Annotated in this window: 19 protein-coding genes; 5 read left to right on the forward strand and 14 right to left on the reverse strand. The window is 34.9% G+C overall.

The genetic code is table 11. From position 1 onward, the window contains the following. Nucleotides 1-17: 17 nt before the first annotated feature. The 9 genes from atpA to rpsB form a co-directional block, all read right to left on the reverse strand. Nucleotides 18-1,559 carry a F0F1 ATP synthase subunit alpha gene (atpA, locus tag JMI89_RS10995; RefSeq protein WP_187756142.1) on the reverse strand — a complete coding sequence of 514 codons (1,542 nt, stop codon included), beginning with the start codon at nucleotides 1,557-1,559 and terminating at the stop codon, nucleotides 18-20. 11 nt (nucleotides 1,560-1,570) lie between these two features. Next, a complete protein-coding gene (atpH, locus tag JMI89_RS11000; protein WP_187756143.1) occupies nucleotides 1,571-2,104 on the reverse strand; it encodes a F0F1 ATP synthase subunit delta in 534 nt (177 codons plus the stop codon). Between the two features lie 14 nt (nucleotides 2,105-2,118). Next, on the reverse strand, nucleotides 2,119-2,589 hold the full coding sequence (gene atpF, locus JMI89_RS11005) for a F0F1 ATP synthase subunit B (protein ID WP_187756144.1): 471 nt from the start codon (nucleotides 2,587-2,589) through the stop codon (nucleotides 2,119-2,121). Between the two features lie 42 nt (nucleotides 2,590-2,631). Then, entirely contained in the window at nucleotides 2,632-2,862 is a 231-nt protein-coding gene (gene atpE / locus JMI89_RS11010; protein WP_187756145.1) for a F0F1 ATP synthase subunit C, read from the reverse strand. 38 nt (nucleotides 2,863-2,900) lie between these two features. Next, a complete protein-coding gene (gene atpB, locus JMI89_RS11015) occupies nucleotides 2,901-3,683 on the reverse strand; it encodes a F0F1 ATP synthase subunit A (protein ID WP_187756146.1) in 783 nt (260 codons plus the stop codon). Between the two features lie 308 nt (nucleotides 3,684-3,991). Further along, complete coding sequence (gene frr, locus JMI89_RS11020; RefSeq protein WP_187756147.1) at nucleotides 3,992-4,549, reverse strand: ribosome recycling factor; 558 nt, start codon at nucleotides 4,547-4,549, stop codon at nucleotides 3,992-3,994. A gap of 23 nt (nucleotides 4,550-4,572) precedes the next feature. Continuing rightward, the gene (gene pyrH, locus JMI89_RS11025) at nucleotides 4,573-5,310 is read right to left on the reverse strand and encodes a UMP kinase (protein ID WP_187756148.1); all 738 of its coding nucleotides are present in this window, start codon (nucleotides 5,308-5,310) and stop codon (nucleotides 4,573-4,575) included. A 111-nt stretch (nucleotides 5,311-5,421) separates the two neighbouring features. Beyond that, nucleotides 5,422-6,279, reverse strand: a complete 858-nt coding sequence (gene tsf / locus JMI89_RS11030) for a translation elongation factor Ts (RefSeq protein ID WP_187756149.1) — start codon at nucleotides 6,277-6,279, stop codon at nucleotides 5,422-5,424. Between the two features lie 122 nt (nucleotides 6,280-6,401). Next, entirely contained in the window at nucleotides 6,402-7,142 is a 741-nt protein-coding gene (gene rpsB, locus JMI89_RS11035; RefSeq protein WP_187756150.1) for a 30S ribosomal protein S2, read from the reverse strand. 325 nt (nucleotides 7,143-7,467) lie between these two features. Between rpsB and JMI89_RS11040 the strand changes: the two genes are divergently transcribed. From JMI89_RS11040 to groL, 4 genes are all read left to right on the forward strand, one after another. After that, nucleotides 7,468-9,870: a heavy metal translocating P-type ATPase gene (locus JMI89_RS11040; RefSeq protein ID WP_220680071.1), complete on the forward strand. Its 2,403-nt coding sequence runs from the start codon at nucleotides 7,468-7,470 to the stop codon at nucleotides 9,868-9,870. A 169-nt stretch (nucleotides 9,871-10,039) separates the two neighbouring features. Then, nucleotides 10,040-10,477: an FxsA family protein gene (locus tag JMI89_RS11045; protein ID WP_187756152.1), complete on the forward strand. Its 438-nt coding sequence runs from the start codon at nucleotides 10,040-10,042 to the stop codon at nucleotides 10,475-10,477. A gap of 158 nt (nucleotides 10,478-10,635) precedes the next feature. Next, a complete protein-coding gene (locus tag JMI89_RS11050) occupies nucleotides 10,636-10,929 on the forward strand; it encodes a co-chaperone GroES (RefSeq protein ID WP_187756153.1) in 294 nt (97 codons plus the stop codon). A 48-nt stretch (nucleotides 10,930-10,977) separates the two neighbouring features. After that, nucleotides 10,978-12,621, forward strand: coding sequence for a chaperonin GroEL (gene groL / locus JMI89_RS11055; RefSeq protein ID WP_220680072.1), 1,644 nt, complete (start codon nucleotides 10,978-10,980; stop codon nucleotides 12,619-12,621). A 987-nt stretch (nucleotides 12,622-13,608) separates the two neighbouring features. Here the strand turns inward: groL and JMI89_RS11060 are convergent. From JMI89_RS11060 to JMI89_RS11070, 3 genes are read right to left on the reverse strand one after another with little or no spacing between them, the layout of a single operon-like run. Then, nucleotides 13,609-14,178: a manganese efflux pump MntP family protein gene (locus JMI89_RS11060; protein WP_220680073.1), complete on the reverse strand. Its 570-nt coding sequence runs from the start codon at nucleotides 14,176-14,178 to the stop codon at nucleotides 13,609-13,611. A 31-nt stretch (nucleotides 14,179-14,209) separates the two neighbouring features. Further along, nucleotides 14,210-14,845 (reverse strand): hypothetical protein, encoded by a 636-nt coding sequence (locus JMI89_RS11065; RefSeq protein WP_187756156.1) that lies wholly within the window; start codon nucleotides 14,843-14,845, stop codon nucleotides 14,210-14,212. Between the two features lie 19 nt (nucleotides 14,846-14,864). Beyond that, the gene (locus JMI89_RS11070) at nucleotides 14,865-16,034 is read right to left on the reverse strand and encodes a bifunctional tRNA (adenosine(37)-C2)-methyltransferase TrmG/ribosomal RNA large subunit methyltransferase RlmN (protein WP_187756168.1); all 1,170 of its coding nucleotides are present in this window, start codon (nucleotides 16,032-16,034) and stop codon (nucleotides 14,865-14,867) included. A 140-nt stretch (nucleotides 16,035-16,174) separates the two neighbouring features. On the opposite strand from JMI89_RS11070, the gene JMI89_RS11075 reads away from it, so the two are divergent. Then, nucleotides 16,175-16,894: a M15 family metallopeptidase gene (locus tag JMI89_RS11075; RefSeq protein WP_220680075.1), complete on the forward strand. Its 720-nt coding sequence runs from the start codon at nucleotides 16,175-16,177 to the stop codon at nucleotides 16,892-16,894. Between the two features lie 3 nt (nucleotides 16,895-16,897). Here the strand turns inward: JMI89_RS11075 and JMI89_RS11080 are convergent, their stop codons facing one another. Together JMI89_RS11080 and JMI89_RS11085 are read right to left on the reverse strand one after the other, a co-directional pair. Further along, the gene (locus JMI89_RS11080; protein WP_220680076.1) at nucleotides 16,898-18,076 is read right to left on the reverse strand and encodes an ATP-binding protein; all 1,179 of its coding nucleotides are present in this window, start codon (nucleotides 18,074-18,076) and stop codon (nucleotides 16,898-16,900) included. 122 nt (nucleotides 18,077-18,198) lie between these two features. After that, complete coding sequence (locus JMI89_RS11085) at nucleotides 18,199-18,882, reverse strand: response regulator transcription factor (RefSeq protein WP_187756169.1); 684 nt, start codon at nucleotides 18,880-18,882, stop codon at nucleotides 18,199-18,201. Nucleotides 18,883-19,317 lie beyond the last annotated feature (435 nt).

The raw sequence follows: 19,317 nt of genomic DNA on the forward strand, positions 1-19,317 counted from the left end.
TCACCTCTGCTTGATAACTACCAAGTCTGTGTAGATTTAAAGCTATCTAGAATTTCTTTTAGCTTATTCTCAACATCATCATTGTAATTACCAGTTTTAGCAAGCTCAGCCATAAAATCTGTATATTGACTGTGCGCATAAGAAAGAAGCGCTGCTTCAAAAGCCAATACTTTTGGCAATTCAACATCTTCTAAATAACCACGTTCTGCTGCAAATAGCACTACAGACTGTTCAGCGACGGTCAAAGGTGAATACTGTTTCTGTTTAAGTAATTCAGTTACTTTTTCACCATGGCTTAACTGATTACGCGTTGCATCATCAAGATCCGAAGCAAACTGTGAGAATGCAGCTAACTCACGATATTGAGCTAAAGCAGTACGAATACCACCTGATAATTTTTTGATTACTTTAGTTTGTGCCGCACCACCAACACGCGATACCGAAATACCTGGGTTAACTGCGGGACGTACTCCAGAATTAAATAAATTCGTTTCTAAGAAAATTTGACCATCAGTAATCGAAATAACGTTGGTCGGAACGAAAGCAGATACGTCACCAGCTTGGGTTTCAATAATTGGTAAGGCAGTTAATGAACCGGTTTTACCTTTAACTTCCCCTTTTGTAAACTGCTCTACATAATCAGCGTTAACACGTGCTGCACGTTCTAATAAACGTGAATGCAAGTAGAATACATCCCCAGGGTAAGCTTCACGTCCAGGCGGACGTCGTAATAATAATGAAATTTGACGATAAGCGACCGCTTGTTTTGAAAGATCATCATAAACAACAAGTGCATCCTGACCACGATCACGGAAGTATTCACCCATTGCACAACCTGCATAAGGTGCTAAATATTGTAATGCTGCCGATTCTGATGCAGAAGCAACGACCACAATCGTGTTTTGCAGTGCACCATACTCTTCTAATTTACGTACAACATTAGCGATAGTAGATTGTTTTTGACCAATCGCGACATAGATACATTTAACGCCTGAATCACGTTGATTAATGATTGCATCAATTGCCAACGCTGTTTTACCTGTTTGACGGTCACCGATGATTAATTCACGTTGTCCACGCCCGATTGGAATCATTGAATCAACCGCTTTATAACCAGTTTGTAAAGCCTGATCAACCGATTGACGCTCAATAACTCCTGGCGCGACGACTTCAACAGGTGAAAAACCATCATGCTGAAGTGCTCCTTTACCATCGATAGGTTCACCTAACGTATTAATAACACGTCCAAGCAAGCCTTCCCCTACCGGGACTTGTAAAATATGACCGGTACATTGAACTTTCATACCTTCAGCAAGGTCTTCATAAGGTCCCATTACCACAGCACCAACAGAATCACGTTCTAAATTAAGTGCCATTGCATAACGATTTCCTGGCAATGCAATCATTTCACCTTGCATTACTTCAGTTAAACCATGAATACGAAGAATTCCATCACTAACGGATATAATTGTTCCTTCATTGTGAGCATTACTCACAACATTGAACTGAGCAATTCGCTCTTTAATTAGTTCACTAATTTCAGTTGAATTTAGATGCATTATCAGTCCCCTTAAGACTGTAGCGCGTCACTTAAACGATTAAGGCGCCCTCTAATACTACTATCAATAACCATATCACCCGAACGAATAATAAAACCTGACATGATTGATTTATCAATATGACATTTCAGTCTTACTTTTCGAGATAAACGTTGTTCGACTCCAGCTGCAATTTTATCAAGTTGTGCATCTGTTAACGGCGTTGCAGATATTACATCAACATCTGCCACGGCTTGTTTTGCTAACACAAATTGAACAAAAAGCATTAACACATCTGGCAGTAAAATTAATCGCTTATTTTCTGCCATCACTTTGATAAAATTTGCTTGATATTCATCAAGTTGCTCACGACAAACATTAATAAATAACTGCGCAATTGAATCTGGCTTCATATCGGATGTCAAAACACTTTTAATTTGTTCATCCTGACTAATATGTGACACTAAAGTTAGCATCTTTTGCCATGCTTCAATGCGATTATGTTCAACAGCAAAATCGAAAGCAGCTTTAGCATAAGGGCGAGCAACTGTAATAAAGTCAGCCATTGCTCAATCTCCTCTTATAATTCTGCTACTAGTTTGTCAATAATGTCACTATTAGCGGCTTCATTAACAGAACGTTCAATAATTTTCTCTGCACCAGCAATGGCAAGCCTTGCAACCTGTTGTTTTAACTCTTCTCGGGCTCGTTTGCGTTCGGCCTCAACTTCAGCAAGACCTTGTGCAACAATTCTTTCTCTTTCACGAGTCGCTTCTTGTTGGGCTTCCTCGATTATTGATGCTTTGCGTTTATTTGCTTGCTCAATAATAGCATTCGCCTCAACCTTAGCCTGTTGCATTATGTCAGATGTATTAGCTTTGGCTAATTCCAAATCTTTTTTTGCTGTTTCTGCTGAAGCAAGCCCGTCAGCTATCTCTTTTTGGCGTTTTTCAATCGCACTGATAATCGGAGGCCAAACAAACTTCATACAGAACCAAACAAACAATACAAATGTAATTGCTTGGCCGAGGAGCGTTGCATTCATATTCATGAGACAATTCCTCTTACATTACTCATATTAAATAATAGCTAATTAAGCGCGAGCGAAAATAGTATATAAAGCAATACCCACACTGATCATTGGGATTGCATCAACTAATCCCATAATGATAAAGAATTGAGTACGTAACATTGGCATTAATTCTGGTTGGCGTGCAGCACCTTCAAGGAACTTGCCTCCTAAAATACCAATACCAATTGCTCCACCAATTGCAGCTAATCCCATCATCAATCCAGCAGCTATAAATAACATACTCATGTCCATCTTTATACTCCAGTAATATCATTAAAAATAATTGTTTATTAGTGATCTTCTGTTTCCGATGCCATAGATAAGTAGACAATCGTCAACACCATAAAAATAAATGCTTGTAACGTAATAATTAAAATATGGAAAATCGCCCATGGTAAAGATAAAACCCATTGCGACCACCAAGGAATTAATGCTGCTATAAGGATAAAAATAAGTTCCCCTGCATACATATTTCCAAACAGCCGTAGACCTAAAGAAATCGGTTTAGATAATAGACTAACTGTTTCCAATAGTAAATTAATCGGAGCGAAAGCCCAATGATTAAAAGGATGTAAAGTATAGTCTTTAATAAATCCTTTTACACCTTTATATTTAAACGTGTAGATAATAATTAATAAAAATACCCCTATAGCCATTGACATCGTAATGCTAACATCTGCTGTAGGCACGACACGTAAATAAGGCAAACCTAGTTGTTGTGAAATGTATGGTAAGAAATCTATTGGTAATAAATCCATAAGATTCATTAAAAACACCCACACAAATATGGTTAAAGCTAATGGTGCAATCAATTTATTTTGACCACTAAACATGTCTTTAACGGTCTTATCAACAAATTCAATGATCATTTCAACTGCACATTGTAATTTTCCAGGAACTCCCGTAGTTGCTTTATGGGCTACCCGATGGAATATAGACAAGAATATTACACCTAGCAAAATTGAGAAAAATAAGGAATCGAGATTAAACGCCCAAAAACCCTCACCAAACTGTAAACTATGAAGGTGGTGTTTAATATATTCCTGTGGTGAACTTGGAGAAGAGATTGTCATATTACCTCTTACCTTAATTATTAAAAAAAGAAAAATATCGCCCCACACTTTCATTATGGTTTTAATAAAAAGTGTAAAACAATCGCTTTTATAATTTTATTAGTGCCCGTTATTTTAAACCTAATTACCTATGCCAAGTCAATAAATGTTTAGGTAAAATTGGAAAATTCGACACTATTTAACAAAAAATTAACAATTGTGATCAATATTCAACCTTGTTTTTACCAAAATTAAACAATGTTTAATAAAATATAGATAAAAAATAATCCGATTTTTATCGGATTATCATGGTAAATATACAGTGAAAATTAGAATTCCATTAATTCTTTTTCTTTTTCCACAAGAAAGCCATCTAATTTTTTGATCATTGAGTCGGTTATCTTTTGGACAACTTCTTGCGATTTTCGTTCATCATCTTCGGAAATTTCTTTATCTTTTAATAATGTTTTAATTTGATCATTAGCATCACGACGAATATTACGAATCGATACACGTCCTTGTTCTGCCTCACTGCGCACGATTTTGGTCAAATCACGACGACGCTCTTCGGTTAATGGTGGTAATGGTACACGAATTACCGTACCTGCTGACGCTGGATTTAGTCCTAAATCTGACGCTAAAATTGCCTTTTCAACTGCTGGTGTTAAAGACTTATCAAAAACAGTAATTGCAAGTGTTCTAGAATCTTCAGCAACAATATTTGCTAACTGACGCAGTGGCGTTGCACTGCCATAGTATTCAACCATAATTCCATCTAATAAATTTGGTGATGCTCGACCAGTACGTATTTTTGCAATATGATTTTGGAACGCTTCTAAGCTTTTTTCCATTCTATCTTGAGCATCTTTCTGAATCTCATTTAACATAGTAAAAACCTTTTCCTTTTATATTAACTCACTTTCACATCATTATTAATTAAAGTACCTTCTTGTTCACCTAAAATAACGCGGCGAAGTGCGCCAGGCTTATTCATATTAAAGACACAGATCGGTAAATTGTGATCTCTGGCTAAGGTGAATGCTGCTAAATCCATAACTTTTAATTCATCATCTAATACTTTTTCATAGCTGAGTGTTTTGTATAGCTGTGCGTCAGCATATTTAACGGGATCTGCAGAATATACTCCATCAACTTTGGTTGCTTTTAATACCACATCGGCTTCTATTTCGATCCCTCTAAGGCAGGCAGCAGAATCTGTTGTAAAAAATGGATTACCCGTTCCAGCGGATAAGATAACTACTTTTCCATGCCGTAATAAACTAATCGCCTCCGTCCATCGATAATCATCACAAACACCATTTAAGGGGATCGCTGACATTAATCTAGCATTAACTTCAATACGGTGTAATGCATCACGCATCGCTAATCCATTCATAACTGTCGCTAGCATTCCCATGTGATCGCCAACAACTCGATTCATACCGGCTTTTGCAAGTCCTGCACCACGGAATAAATTACCCCCACCAATAACTAACGCGACTTCAACACCCATTTCAACCAAATCTTTCACTTCTAATGCCATTCTGTCAAGGACAGAGGCATCAATACCAAAACCTTCATCACCTTGTAATGCTTCACCACTCAGTTTTAAAAGGATACGTTTATAACAGGGAGTTTGCTTTGTCATTGCGGAAAAATCCTATAGATAAATAATAATAACTTGATCTCTCTAATTTTAAAGTATTTTGCTGATAAAAAAAACCGCCAAAGAGGCGGTTTTCATATATTTACCAATAAATTAAGACTGTTTAGAAATTGCAGCAACTTCTGCAGCAAAATCAACTTCAACTTTTTCAATACCTTCGCCCACTTCAAAACGGATGAATGTTGCTACAGTTGCTTTTTTCTCTTTTAACAAATCACCAACTGTTTTTGATGGATCCATAACAAATGGCTGACCAGTTAAAGAAACTTCGCCGGTAAATTTACGCATACGACCTTCAACCATTTTTTCTGCGATTTCACGTGGTTTACCTGATTGCATAGCGATATCAATTTGAATTTGACGTTCATGTGCTACGACATCCGCTGAAACATCTTCTGGATTAACATACTCTGGTTTACTTGCGGCGATATGCATAGCAATATGTTTAACTAATTCATCTTCAGCACCACTAGCTGCCACTAAAACACCTATACGTGCACCATGTTGATAGCTACCTACAACATCTCCGGCAATTTCAGCCACACGACGGATACCAATATTTTCACCAATTTTAGCTACTAATGCAGTACGTTCTTCTTCAAATTTTGCTTGTAATACAGCAACATCACTAATACGATCAGCAAGTGCAGCTTCAGCAACTTTATTACTAAATGCCAAGAAGCCCGCATCTTTTGCTACAAAGTCCGTTTCACAGTTAACTTCTAAAATCACACCAAATTTCTTATCTGCAGAAATTTTTGAAACAATGACACCTTCAGCTGCCACACGACCCGCTTTTTTGGCCGCTTTAGCTTGACCTGATTTACGCATATTATCAATGGCTAATTCAATATCACCATTTGCTTCAACTAACGCTTTTTTACATTCCATCATGCCTGCGCCAGTTCTTTCGCGCAGTTCTTTAACCATAGAGGCAGTTACTTCAGCCATTTTTTAACCCTCTGTTTGAAATTCTGTCATTTACTCAAAACATTTTCAGTAAATTATATTTGATACACAAGATAGGAGGAGTAAACTCCTCCCTAATTATAAGGCAAATAATATTTTAAATACTATTCAGCAGCCGCTACAGATTCTTCAACAAAAGTTTCTTCTGCAACTGGTGCTTGATTTTGCTCACGACCACTACGTACTGCATCAGATACTGCATTAGCATAAAGTTGAATCGCACGAATAGCATCATCATTACCTGGAATAACGTAATCAATACCATCTGGATCTGAGTTAGTATCAACAATCGCTACCACTGGGATACCAAGATTATTGGCTTCTTTAATTGCAATGTGTTCATGGTCTGCACCAATAACAAAAATTGCATCTGGTAATCCACCCATATTTTTAATACCACCTAGGCTATTTTCTAATTTAGCCATTTCACGAGTACGCATTAGGGCTTCTTTTTTAGTCAATTTATCAAAAGTACCATCTTGTGATTGTGTTTCTAAATCTTTTAAACGCTTAATAGATTGACGAACGGTTTTCCAGTTAGTCAACATACCACCTAACCAACGGTGATTAACATAAAATTGTCCACAATTTTCTGCAGCTTGTTTTATCGCTTCACCTGCCGCACGTTTAGTACCCACAAATAAAATTTTACCACGACGAGCAGCGATTTTATTTAGTACATCTAATGCTTCATTGAACATTGGAACCGTTTTTTCAAGATTAATGATATGAACTTTGTTACGAGCACCAAAAATAAATGGTTTCATTTTTGGGTTCCAATAGCGGGTTTGGTGACCGAAATGTACACCAGCTTGCAGCATATCGCGCATAGAGACTGTAGTCATGATTTCCTCATTAAAAAGTTGGGGTTATGCCTCCACATATTCGCTCTAACCGACTTTAATAAAAATTAAAGCACCCCGGCAAAGTGTGGTAATATGTGTGTGTTATAACGTTAATAAAATTAAAGTGTTTTACTTCTTCTATTTATATAGAATAAAGCACGCGTTTTATATCATATTTACTCCGCAAAAACCAGTATTATTTATACACGATATTAAATATAGGTATACATAATTAAATAAATATCGAATGTATAACAATGATTTTTAATATATCATTGATTAAATTTAAATCATTTTTATCAAAATATTATTGATAGGAAGGACCATGAAACTGAATCAGTATCAATTTATCATTGAAGGAATGACTTGCGCTACATGCGCTAATCGGATTGAGAAAGCATTAACAAAAGTCCCGCACGTTGTAGATGTTAATGTGAATTTAGCAACCGAAAAAGCAATCGTAAAAACCAATGAAATTGTAGAATTAACCACTTTAATCAAAGTCGTTGACGATGCTGGTTATCATGCTATACCTTTATCTAATATCAGCGAACCTTCAAATATTTCATTATCGATAACGGGAATGAGTTGTGCTTCATGTGTTAATCGCGTTGAAAAAGCGCTTAAATCAGTGATTGGTGTTCAGAACGCAGTCGTTAATTTAGCAACTGAGACGGCAACAATAAGTGGAAATAATCTTAATGGAGCTGATCTTATTTCCGCGGTTAAAAAAGCAGGATATGATGCCGAATTCATCAATGAACAAGAACCACAAAAATATCATTATAAACAACCTTCTTTCATTCCAGTTCTTTTAGCAGCATTATTAGCTTCACCATTACTAATACCTATGCTTTTGATGCCGTTTGGAATTAATTTAATGTTACCGGGTTGGCTACAACTTTTACTTGCTACATTAGTACAATTTATTTTAGGTGCAAAATTTTATCAGAGCGCTTGGAAAGCAGTTAAAGCCTTGACCGGTAATATGGATCTTTTAGTCGCCCTTGGCACCAGTGCAGCATATGGATTATCCGTTTTTGAATTGATTAAATATTGGCATAGCCCCCAAATACCTCATCTTTATTTCGAATCGTCTGCCGTGATAATCACGTTAGTCTTATTAGGTAAATGGCTAGAATCTAAAGCCAAACATCAGACCACTCAAGCTATTGAAGCACTAACTGCTCTACGCCCAGAAACGGCTCGTGTTCGACGTGGCGAACAAGAAGTGATACTACCTATCGATCAAATTAAATTAAACGATATTATTATCGTGAAACCTGGTGAAAGAATTGCAGTTGATGGCATTATTTTAGAAGGCGCATCGAGTAGTGATGAATCATTAATTACCGGTGAAAGTCTACCCGTAAGTAAACAAATTAATGATACAGTAATAGGTGGGGCAATTAATGGCGAGGGTTTACTAGTTGTTGAAGCAACCGCAACATCAAACGAATCAACTTTAGCAAAAATCATTCAAATGGTGGAATCAGCCCAAACTAAAAAAGCCCCAATACAACGAATTGTTGATCACATTAGTGCGATTTTTGTACCGATTATTTTGTTAATTGCTTTAGTAACTTTACTAACTTGGGGGATTTATACTCATGACTGGCAGCACGCTTTACTTAATGCCATTGCCGTGTTAGTGATTGCATGCCCGTGTGCACTCGGTCTTGCTACACCGACTGCAATTATGGTTGGAACAGGTGTTGCCGCACGACAAGGTATTTTAATTAAAGATGCTCAGGCTCTTGAGACTATTCATAGCGTGAAAGCTGTCGCTTTCGATAAAACAGGAACACTAACCATTGGCAAACCGGAATTGGTGATTTTTAAAATTATAACTGATTCTGATGAAAATAGTTTATTAACTATCGCCGCATCAATCCAATCGGGAAGTGAACATCCTCTAGCCAAAGCTGTTATAACCAAAGCTAATGAAAAACATTTATCCTATCACTATACACAAAGTTTTAAAAATATAGCGGGTTCGGGAGTTAAAGCTGAAATTGATAATCATCAATATTATTTAGGTAGTTACCGTTGGCTAAAATCAATGAACGCTGATGTTACAGAACTACAAAATAGTATCGATGAATTGGAGATGAAAGGCCTAACTATTTCTATATTGGCGGAAAAAGCATCTGAAACTATCAAAATTTTAGCTATTTTGGGTTTTTCTGATGTGATAAAACCAGAAGCTAAAACAGCAATTACTGCCTTACATCAATTAAATGTACGAACGATTATGTTAACCGGTGATAATATTCACTCTGCAAACACCATTGCAAAAGAATTATCCATTGATGAAGTTTTTGCGCAAATTACCCCTGAAGTTAAAGCTGATAAAATTTATCAACTTCAAAAAAACTATGGTAAAGTTGCTATGGTAGGCGATGGTGTTAATGATGCACCAGCATTAGCTGCAGCAGATATTGGAATCGCGATGGGAACAGGCACAGATGTGGCCATGCATACCGCATCCATGACATTAATGCGCGGTAATCCTTTATTGATTGCAGATGCCATTGATATTTCACGAAGAACTTATCATAAAATTAAACAAAATTTATTCTGGGCTTTTTTCTATAATCTTATTGGTGTACCACTTGCAGCCCTAGGTTTACTCAATCCGATGATTGCCGGTGCTGCCATGGCATTAAGTAGTGTTAGTGTCGTCACCAATGCATTATTACTTAAACGTTGGCAACCAAAATCTTGATATTAAAATTGTAAAAATAAGGCGGCGATTTGGACTGCTGCTAATATTATTATACTAAATTTTATATCTTGAAAAAAATTGGAATAGGTTTTAATTGAGGTTGAAAATAAAAATTTAGCCTAAATATTTAATATTAATCTAGTTATTTATTCGGAATAATCATCAAATTATGCGTATATTTTGTTTTTTCTGTTTTTTCATCTATCTTTATGTTGAATTTGCAATATTTAATGCAGTAGCCAATACGATCGGTGTATTGCTAACTTTAATTGCTATCTTTGCAACATCCATTTTTGGATTATCTTTAGTTAAATCTGAAGGCATAAAAAATTTTATCCAAATGAAAAATAAAATAGTTAATCGAGAAAATCCCACCAATGAAGTCATTAGAAATATCTCATTATTTATAGCTGGATTTTTACTGTTAATTCCGGGTTTTTTTACCGATATACTAGGGGTGATCTTATTATTATCCCCAATACAACGATTTCTTTTCAGCAAAATCATACCTAAAATGAATATTAAAACATATGGTTATGAATTTAAAGCGAGTAATGATGCTGAGCTTGATATTATCGAAGGAGAATTTAAGCGCAAAAATGATTAATAATTAGTCAATTGAAAAATTTTTTTTCGATCTACCTTGAAGTATATAAATAAATCCCCATTTTAGGATAACTACATTGTAATATGATCATATATTATGATTTTGTTTTAATTCACTGTATTGAAACTTAATTTGAAATTAGTTTAGGAGAATAATAAATGAAAATTCGTCCATTGCATGATCGCGTGATCATCAAACGTAAAGAAATCGAATCAAAATCAGCTGGAGGTATTGTTTTAACTGGTTCTGCTGCTGGTAAATCTACTCGTGGTGAAGTGTTGGCTGTAGGTAATGGTCGTATTTTAGAAAATGGTCAAGTACAGCCATTAGATGTCAAAGTTGGTGATATTGTTATTTTTAATGAAGGCTATGGCGTAAAAGCTGAAAAAATTGATAACGAAGAAGTTTTAATCCTTTCTGAAAACGATATTCTAGCAATCGTTCAAGCATAATTAAGTTATTAATCAGAATAAAAGACAGAATTTTAGGAGAAATTAAGAATGGCAGCTAAAGAAGTAAAATTTGGTAATGATGCGCGCACAAAAATGCTGCGTGGTGTAAATATTCTTGCTGATGCAGTAAAAGTAACATTAGGACCTAAAGGTCGAAATGTTGTTTTAGACAAATCATTTGGCGCACCAGTTATTACTAAAGATGGTGTATCAGTTGCCCGTGAGGTCGAATTAGAAGATAAGTTCGAAAATATGGGTGCTCAAATGGTTAAAGAAGTTGCATCAAAAGCGAATGATGCAGCAGGTGACGGTACCACTACCGCAACCGTACTTGCTCAAGCGATTGTCAATGAAGGTTTGAAAGCTGTTGCTGCGGGCATGAACCCAATGGACTTAAAACGCGGAATTGACAAAGCTGTCATTGCTGCAGTTGAAGAACTTAAAAAACTATCTCAACCTTGTTCTGATTCACGGGCTATTGCTCAAGTAGGTACAATCTCTGCAAACTCTGACGAAACTGTTGGTAAATTAATTGCAGAAGCAATGGAAAAAGTCGGTAAAGAAGGTGTCATTACTGTTGAAGATGGTACTGGTTTACAAGATGAATTAGATGTTGTAGAAGGTATGCAATTTGATCGAGGATACTTATCACCTTATTTCATCAATAAACCAGAAACTGCAACGGTTGAATTAGACAGCCCATATATTTTATTAGTCGATAAAAAAATCTCTAACATCCGTGAATTATTGCCAGTACTTGAAGCTGTTGCTAAAGCAGGCAAATCTTTATTAATTATCGCGGAAGATGTTGAAGGCGAAGCGCTTGCTACTTTAGTGGTCAATACTATGCGTGGTATTGTTAAAGTTGCTGCGGTTAAAGCACCTGGTTTTGGTGATCGCCGTAAAGCAATGTTACAAGATATTGCAATTCTAACTTCAGGTACTGTTATTTCTGAAGAAATTGGTTTAGAACTTGAAAAAGCAACTTTAGAAGACCTTGGTCAAGCTAAACGTGTTGTAATCAACAAAGACAACACTACCATCATTGATGGTATTGGCGAGCAGTCTCTAATTGAAGCGCGAGTGAACCAAATTCGTGGTCAAATTGAAGAATCAACATCAGATTACGATAAAGAAAAACTCCAGGAACGTGTAGCTAAACTTGCTGGTGGTGTTGCCGTAATCAAAGTTGGAGCTGCAACTGAAGTTGAAATGAAAGAGAAAAAAGCACGAGTTGAAGATGCCTTACATGCTACTCGCGCTGCAGTTGAAGAAGGTGTTGTTGCTGGTGGTGGTGTAGCGTTAGTTCGAGCAGCTAGTGTCATTTCATCACTTGAAGGTGATAATGAAGATCAAAACGTAGGTATTAAAGTTGCATTACGCGCAATGGAAGCGCCATTACGCCAAATCGTAACTAACTGCGGTGAAGAAGCGTCCGTTGTTGCTAACTCAGTAAAAGCAGGTCAAGGTAATTACGGCTATAATGCTTCTACTGAAGAATACGGTGATATGATTGCGATGGGTATTTTAGATCCAACTAAAGTAACACGTAGTGCATTACAATATGCAGCCTCTGTTGCCGGTTTAATGATTACCACCGAATGTATGATTTCTGAACTTCCTAAAGAAGATAAACCTGATTTAGGTGCTGCTGGTATGGGCGGTATGGGAGGTATGGGTGGAATGATGTAATTTCCCCTATCCATAGCTAAATAAAATAAAAACCACTCCAGAAATGAGAGTGGTTTTTTATTTTTGAAAAAATTATTGTTAACAATATCTCATTCATTATATAAACAGAATTGATTTATTGAGTTTTATTCGTTTTTCAAATATTGATTGCGTTCTTCAATATTTGAATGAAAAGTGAACAAATTTGATAAAAAGGCCTTTCAAAGTTAGTCTTCAATAAATATTATTTATAATATCATAAATGAAATTCTGAGCTTATCTCTAAATGGTGCATCTATATTTTATTAGTTACATATTTTTAAATAATATATCATTAATACCTATTTCAGTGGATTAAATAAGCTCAGTAACTGGTCGTGATGAAGAACACCGTTTATAGAGATACTAAATAAACAATTTCCTTTTCACTCATAAATATCATTAAACCTTCGGCTTGACTTTTACCGTCTAGATATCACTATAATGGTATATTAAAGATAATAAGTTCTTGGTAATTCGATAAAAACGATCAAGTTATTTATATCAGTGATATTAAATCTCACATCTTAACAATGTTTACATACTTCTAAAATTGGATTTTATTCGAAAAAACTATAATACCTTGAAATCTTATTTATTTTTAAAAAATCTAGATAAATTTGTCTGTTATGGTAATAAAGTTTGCCAAGATATAATAATTAGTAGATTGAAAAGAAAAAACAAAAAGGATCACACTTTTGCTTGGCACTACTTAATTTGTAGTAGCCATGTTTTGGCAGGATAACGATAATTTTATTGTTGTTAGTCATTTAGAACCATTTAATTATATATTCAGTTCAGACGATCAGGTTGTAAAATATATATAATATCAAACCTAAAAATCTTAACACCGGTTATTTACTGATTAACCTTGCCCAAAAGCGTATTACAGGTGGAGATTGAAGACTATTTAGTACAAATTTTATTAAACTTATCGTTATCACTCACCAATTTCAACGATTTAAACATCTAAGCTGAAATATGTTGATAAAGTGTTATTGAACCAATCACAATAAGTACTAAACCGCCCAAAAATTCAGCTCGTTTACCAATCCAAGACCCTATTTTCTTACCCAGTAAAATCCCTAAAGTAACCATTAAACAAGTTGCAGCACCTATCATACAAGATGCAAAAACAATATTAACTGTTGCAAGCGCTAACCCGATACCTACTGCAAATGCATCAATACTGGTTGATATTGCGGTCAAAACAAGCAAAAATAATGACTGTTTTTTAGTGTTTTTATCTTCTTGAGTTTCATCATCTTCATGAAAAGAATTATAGATCATATGACTACCTAAAAATAACATCAAAAGAAATATAATCCAGTGATCCCATTTTTCAGTAAAGTGTAGTGTGAGAAAACCACATAACCATCCTAACATGGGGGTAATACCTTCAATCAAACCAAATATTAGTCCCACTTTAAACGCATCTTTCAGTTTAGGAACATTGAGTGATACTCCTTTACAAACAGCCACAGCAAAAGCATCTGTCGACATGGCAAACGCCAACAGCATAACGGTTAAAAAATTCATAAAATTTGCTCGAATTGTTTTTATTAAAATATTATTTTGAAATATTGTCTAAGTAGTCAGCAACGTAAATTGCACCACGCTGCCGATAATCTTTAGCTGATTTACTCACTCTATCTCGAGCAGTTTGATCATAGCGAAATAATTGCTTAAAAGTTTGATCCGCTTCAGCCTTATCATTATTTTGTATGGCACAATAACCTAATTGTTCTAAACCATTAATTTTCCATATGGGATTGTTTAATTTAATCGCATGTTGGAATTGTTTTTTTGCTTCAGCATATTGGTCTCTGGCACATAAAAAAGCACCATAATGATTAAAATAGAGCCCATTATTGGGTTCCATTTTAGTGATATTTTTATAAATCATATCTGCTTCATCATACTCACCTACACGTTGATCGAACAATGCCATACCAAGCATGATGTTCGGATTATTTGGTGAATATTGATTTGCTAAAGCTAAATTATAATGTGCACGTTTAATATTTTCTGCGGAATCATCTACATCTGCTTGTACCAAATAACCTAAGCCTAATTTTAATCGTGCAAATGCCGCCTTTTCTGGATTAAATTCTGCCTGTTGCTGCTCAGTAAATTGGCATCCGGTTAAACAAGATATTATTGCAACGCTTAAAATGACTGAATACCTTTTTTTTGAAAGCATCATTGATTTAATCCTCTTAATGTCAAGCTTGTCTCACTTCAATATGTGTTTTGTTTAACGACGATTTAATCAACTTAGTACGTTTAGTTCGATCAATTACATCACCAGCTAACTGACCACATGCTGCATCAATATCGTCGCCACGAGTTTTTCGAATAATGACAGTAAAACCATACTCCATTAATGTTTTCATAAATCGATCTATTCGCGTATTTGAACTGCGTGAATAAGGTGCTCCTGGGAATGGGTTCCAAGGAATAAGATTAATTTTACAAGGTGTATTTTTTAGAAATCTAGCTAGCTGGTGAGCATGTTCGACACTATCATTTATTTGATTAAGTAACACATATTCAATAGTGACTTTACCATGATTAGCATTAGATACGGCTAAATAACGATGAATTGAATCACGTAACATTGCCATATTATATTTTTCATTGATTGGCATTATTTGATTACGAATTTCATCATTAGGTGCATGTAATGAAATAGCCAATGCGACATCAATCATACCAGCGAGTTTATCTAATGCGGGTACTACACCTGATGTGGATAACGTCACCCGACGCTTTGACAAGCCATAACCAAAATCATCCAACATGATTTCCATGGCCGGTACCACATTAGAAATATTTAATAACGGTTCCCCCATTCCCATCATTACGACATTGGTAATCGGTCTATCTGCGAGTTTACCGGTCAAACCGATAACTTTTGAAGCTCGCCAAACTTGACCTATGATTTCTGAAACGCGTAAATTGCGGTTAAAACCTTGTTGGGCAGTAGAACAAAACTGGCAAGCTAATGCACATCCCACTTGCGATGATACACACAACGTCGCTCGATCTTTTTCTGGAATATAGACACATTCAATTAGTTGATTATGACCGACATCAAGTGCCCACTTAATCGTACCATCTGCAGAACGCTGTTCTTCAGCAATCTCAGGGGCTTTTATTTCAGCTATTTTGGCTAATTGATCACGTAATTTTTTATTAATATCGGTCATTAGTTCAAAATCATCATAACCAAAATGATAAATCCATTTCATTACTTGATCTGCGCGGAAAGGTTTTTCCCCCAAATTTTTGAAAAATTCACGTAATTCTTGGCGGGTGAAATTTAATAAATTTACTTTTTCGAAAGATGCTTCATCTAATACAAAAGATTGAGCCGATAATTCGGTTTGCATTTCTACATTATTTACTACTGTCATATGGCCTCGTTTTTACACATTGCGGCGAAAAAATATATGAAAAAAATTGAGGAGAGATTATACTGTTTTTAAATTCATCTGGCTAATATTATTCTATTTTTTGCGATATAGATAACATGAAAAAAATTCTATTTTTTCTTTTACTTAATCTAACTTTTACTACTATGGCAGAAACAATACCTTTAAACAAATTGATCGGACAATTTAACGAAAAGACAGATCCTAATTTTGTCGCCTTAGATTCTACTATTTTACCTGTCAATAAACCCGGTATGTATTTGCAAAAAGAAGTCGCCGATCAATTAACAAAAGCTTATCAAGATTTCAAAATCGCACATCCTAATATACCTTTTATTGTTGTCAGTGCGACACGAAATTATGCTTATCAAAATAGTATTTGGCAAAACAAATGGGATAGGCTATTTAAAAAATTAAAAAATGAACCAAAAACAGCACAAGAAATTTTAAAATATTCTTCAATGCCAGGAACATCACGTCACCACTGGGGAACAGATGTTGATATCACCAGCGTTTCATCCGATTATTTTACTCAAGACCCAAAAGGTAAAATTCTTTTTCAATGGTTACAAACAAATATGTCTAAATACGGTTTTTGTCAGTCTTTTAATCATGGTCGAAAGGGTGGATATCAACCTGAAGAATGGCATTGGTCTTATCAACCCATCGCTAAGAAATTTTTAGCTCAATACAAGAATATTTTAGCTAGTAATGAAAAATCCATTATCAATCAATTAACGTTCGCTGGTTATAATAAAATTAAATTACGTGATTTAATTGAAGAATATGTTTTTGATGTTAATCCAGATTGTTATTAAAAATTAACCACGCCAATAAGGTAATTTAATAGTAATAATTAAACCTTTTGTTTCCTGATTTTTAGCTTGAATAGTACCATTGTGCATACTAATACTTTTACGGGCGATAGCTAATCCTAAACCGTAGCCTTTACCTAATTGAGGTGATTGTATTCTGACAAAAGGTTCAAATATACTTGATAATTTATGCTCTTCAACACCTGGGCCATGATCACTGACAACAACTTGTAAATATTTCCCCACTTCTTTTAAGTGAATATCAATCTGTTGTTCTTTCTCAGAAAATCTAATTGCATTTCGAATAATATTTTCAACCGCTCGCCTGATTTGCTCTGAATTTCCTTTAATAATAGAATGAATAATTGGCTCACATTTAAAATTAATCACAATATGTTGAGGAGCAGCTTCATATCGTGCATCATCAACAATGACATTAATGAGCTCTTTTAGGTCAAAGTACTCATCAAGACAATTATTCATTTCAGCTCGTGAATAGTTGAGAATTTCACCGATCAATGCATCTAGCCGTTGGGATTCCAGTTCTATTCGAGCAAGAGCGTTATCAATATTTTGTTTATTTTGTTGCGCCAATCCTATTGCTAATTGAAGTCTTGCCAGTGGTGTTCTAAGTTCATGAGAAACATCATGCAATAATACTTGTCTATCAGTAATTAAAATATCTAATTGTTCAACCATTGAATCAAAATCATTTGCTAATTCACTAAATTCATCATGACGGGACTTTAAGCGCTCATAAAGTCGAACATATAAATTACCTTGTGACACCTGATAAAAACCTTGTCGCAATAATTTCATGGGTCGGGTAAGATTTAATGCTAAAAACAAACTAAATAGTAAACCACCAATAATTCCCATCAAAAACATAGGAACAGGTAAGTTAAAAAAAGCTCCTTTAGCATAACTTTTATTGTTATCTTTGAAAGTAATTAAATAAACGATACCATCGGGTGCAACGGCGGTTTTTTGATAGATAAAAGAACCATCTTTTAAATAATTTGGTCCTGTAGTCAGAAGTTCTTCTTGCACGCTGGACAAGGTAATTGAGAAGCATAAACGCTCAGGTTCAGCTAAATGTGAAATAAAATTTACCGCCTCACGTTCACCGGAAATCTGTAGTAACTGTGCTATCATCTCAACTTTTGTTGGAATGTGGTAATACATTTTAGATTCACGATTTTCCAGATAAAAAGTGAAACCAATCCAAGTTAATTGAAAAGTGAGATAAAAGATACCCCAAAATATAATGAGTATCTTCCAAAATAAGCATCTGTTCATCGAAGTTATTATCTAATACGATAACCTACAGCTCTAATTGTCTCAATTGTTATAGCATCACGAGTGAGCTGATGCAATTTTTGTCTAATATTACTAATATGGACATCTACACTACGATCATACAACTCTCGAGCACGACCTAAGCCTTCTTCAGATAACTCTTCCTTAGTAACCACACGCTCATGATTTTTAACTAATAAAGTCAGTAAATTAAATTCCGTTGAAGTTAATTCAATTGTAGTATTTTTCCACATACATAAACGTTGTGGGATATCTAATGTAAGATCATGAAAAATATATTTTTTGTCATCAAATTCAGGATAAGGTGGTTTGTCATCCATACGACGTAGTACAGCTCTAAGTCGGGCAAGTAATTCTCTGGGATAACATGGTTTAGGAATATAATCATCAGCGCCAAGTTCTAGTCCTAAAACACGATCAATATTATCACCTTTTGCTGTTAGCATGATGACAGGCGTGTTCAATGTTTGGCGAATATTTTTAAGAACATCAATACCATTTAAATCGGGTAACATGATATCTAAAATAATCGCTTTATATTCGCCAGTTAGCGCCTCATTAATACCTTCTTGCCCTTGATGGACAACTTTAACTTTAAAGCTTTCATTCGTTAAGTACTCACTTAACATCTGAGATAGTTCAACATCATCATCAATCAATAAAATATTAATCATAGCTATATAAGAAAATAGTGATAGATAATCTATATTATCAGTAACATAAGAAAAATGTCAGTTATTTTTACTAAAATATTACATGATCCAATTAATTTTTATAAAAAAATTTTATAGTTAACAAATATCACTGTTATCAATTCTAATTTAAACCATTATTTTGATTATATATTCATTCAACCTGAAATATAGAATTAGGATAAGATTATAAAGCAGTAGCGTAACATTGCTAACAAATAAACAAAGTTATAGATGAGATTGTATAATAGATTATAAATTTATTCAGAACAGATTTAGGATGGCAATTTGTGCAGATTTTATATATAAAAAACCCCGACATAATGTCAGGGTAAGGTATTTTATAGTCTGGCGGTGACCTACTCTCACATGGGGAATTCCCCACACTACCATCGGCTCCACGGCGTTTCACTT

It is taken from the genome of Frischella sp. Ac48, from assembly GCF_019641635.1.
GTDB classification, from domain to species: domain Bacteria; phylum Pseudomonadota; class Gammaproteobacteria; order Enterobacterales; family Orbaceae; genus Frischella; species Frischella japonica.

Bases quoted from the DNA above. Each gene is read 5' to 3' on its own strand.
- atpA (WP_187756142.1), bottom strand. From the start codon at position 1,559: ATGCATCTAAATTCAACTGAAATTAGTGAACTAATTAAAGAGCGAATT.
- atpH (WP_187756143.1), bottom strand. From the start codon at position 2,104: ATGGCTGACTTTATTACAGTTGCTCGCCCTTATGCTAAAGCTGCTTTC.
- atpF (WP_187756144.1), bottom strand. From the start codon at position 2,589: ATGAATATGAATGCAACGCTCCTCGGCCAAGCAATTACATTTGTATTG.
- atpE (WP_187756145.1), bottom strand. From the start codon at position 2,862: ATGGACATGAGTATGTTATTTATAGCTGCTGGATTGATGATGGGATTA.
- atpB (WP_187756146.1), bottom strand. From the start codon at position 3,683: ATGACAATCTCTTCTCCAAGTTCACCACAGGAATATATTAAACACCAC.
- frr (WP_187756147.1), bottom strand. From the start codon at position 4,549: ATGTTAAATGAGATTCAGAAAGATGCTCAAGATAGAATGGAAAAAAGC.
- pyrH (WP_187756148.1), bottom strand. From the start codon at position 5,310: ATGACAAAGCAAACTCCCTGTTATAAACGTATCCTTTTAAAACTGAGT.
- tsf (WP_187756149.1), bottom strand. From the start codon at position 6,279: ATGGCTGAAGTAACTGCCTCTATGGTTAAAGAACTGCGCGAAAGAACT.
- rpsB (WP_187756150.1), bottom strand. From the start codon at position 7,142: ATGACTACAGTCTCTATGCGCGATATGCTGCAAGCTGGTGTACATTTC.
- JMI89_RS11040 (WP_220680071.1), top strand. From the start codon at position 7,468: ATGAAACTGAATCAGTATCAATTTATCATTGAAGGAATGACTTGCGCT.
- JMI89_RS11045 (WP_187756152.1), top strand. From the start codon at position 10,040: ATGCGTATATTTTGTTTTTTCTGTTTTTTCATCTATCTTTATGTTGAA.
- JMI89_RS11050 (WP_187756153.1), top strand. From the start codon at position 10,636: ATGAAAATTCGTCCATTGCATGATCGCGTGATCATCAAACGTAAAGAA.
- groL (WP_220680072.1), top strand. From the start codon at position 10,978: ATGGCAGCTAAAGAAGTAAAATTTGGTAATGATGCGCGCACAAAAATG.
- JMI89_RS11060 (WP_220680073.1), bottom strand. From the start codon at position 14,178: ATGAATTTTTTAACCGTTATGCTGTTGGCGTTTGCCATGTCGACAGAT.
- JMI89_RS11065 (WP_187756156.1), bottom strand. From the start codon at position 14,845: ATGATGCTTTCAAAAAAAAGGTATTCAGTCATTTTAAGCGTTGCAATA.
- JMI89_RS11070 (WP_187756168.1), bottom strand. From the start codon at position 16,034: ATGCAAACCGAATTATCGGCTCAATCTTTTGTATTAGATGAAGCATCT.
- JMI89_RS11075 (WP_220680075.1), top strand. From the start codon at position 16,175: ATGAAAAAAATTCTATTTTTTCTTTTACTTAATCTAACTTTTACTACT.
- JMI89_RS11080 (WP_220680076.1), bottom strand. From the start codon at position 18,076: ATGTATTACCACATTCCAACAAAAGTTGAGATGATAGCACAGTTACTA.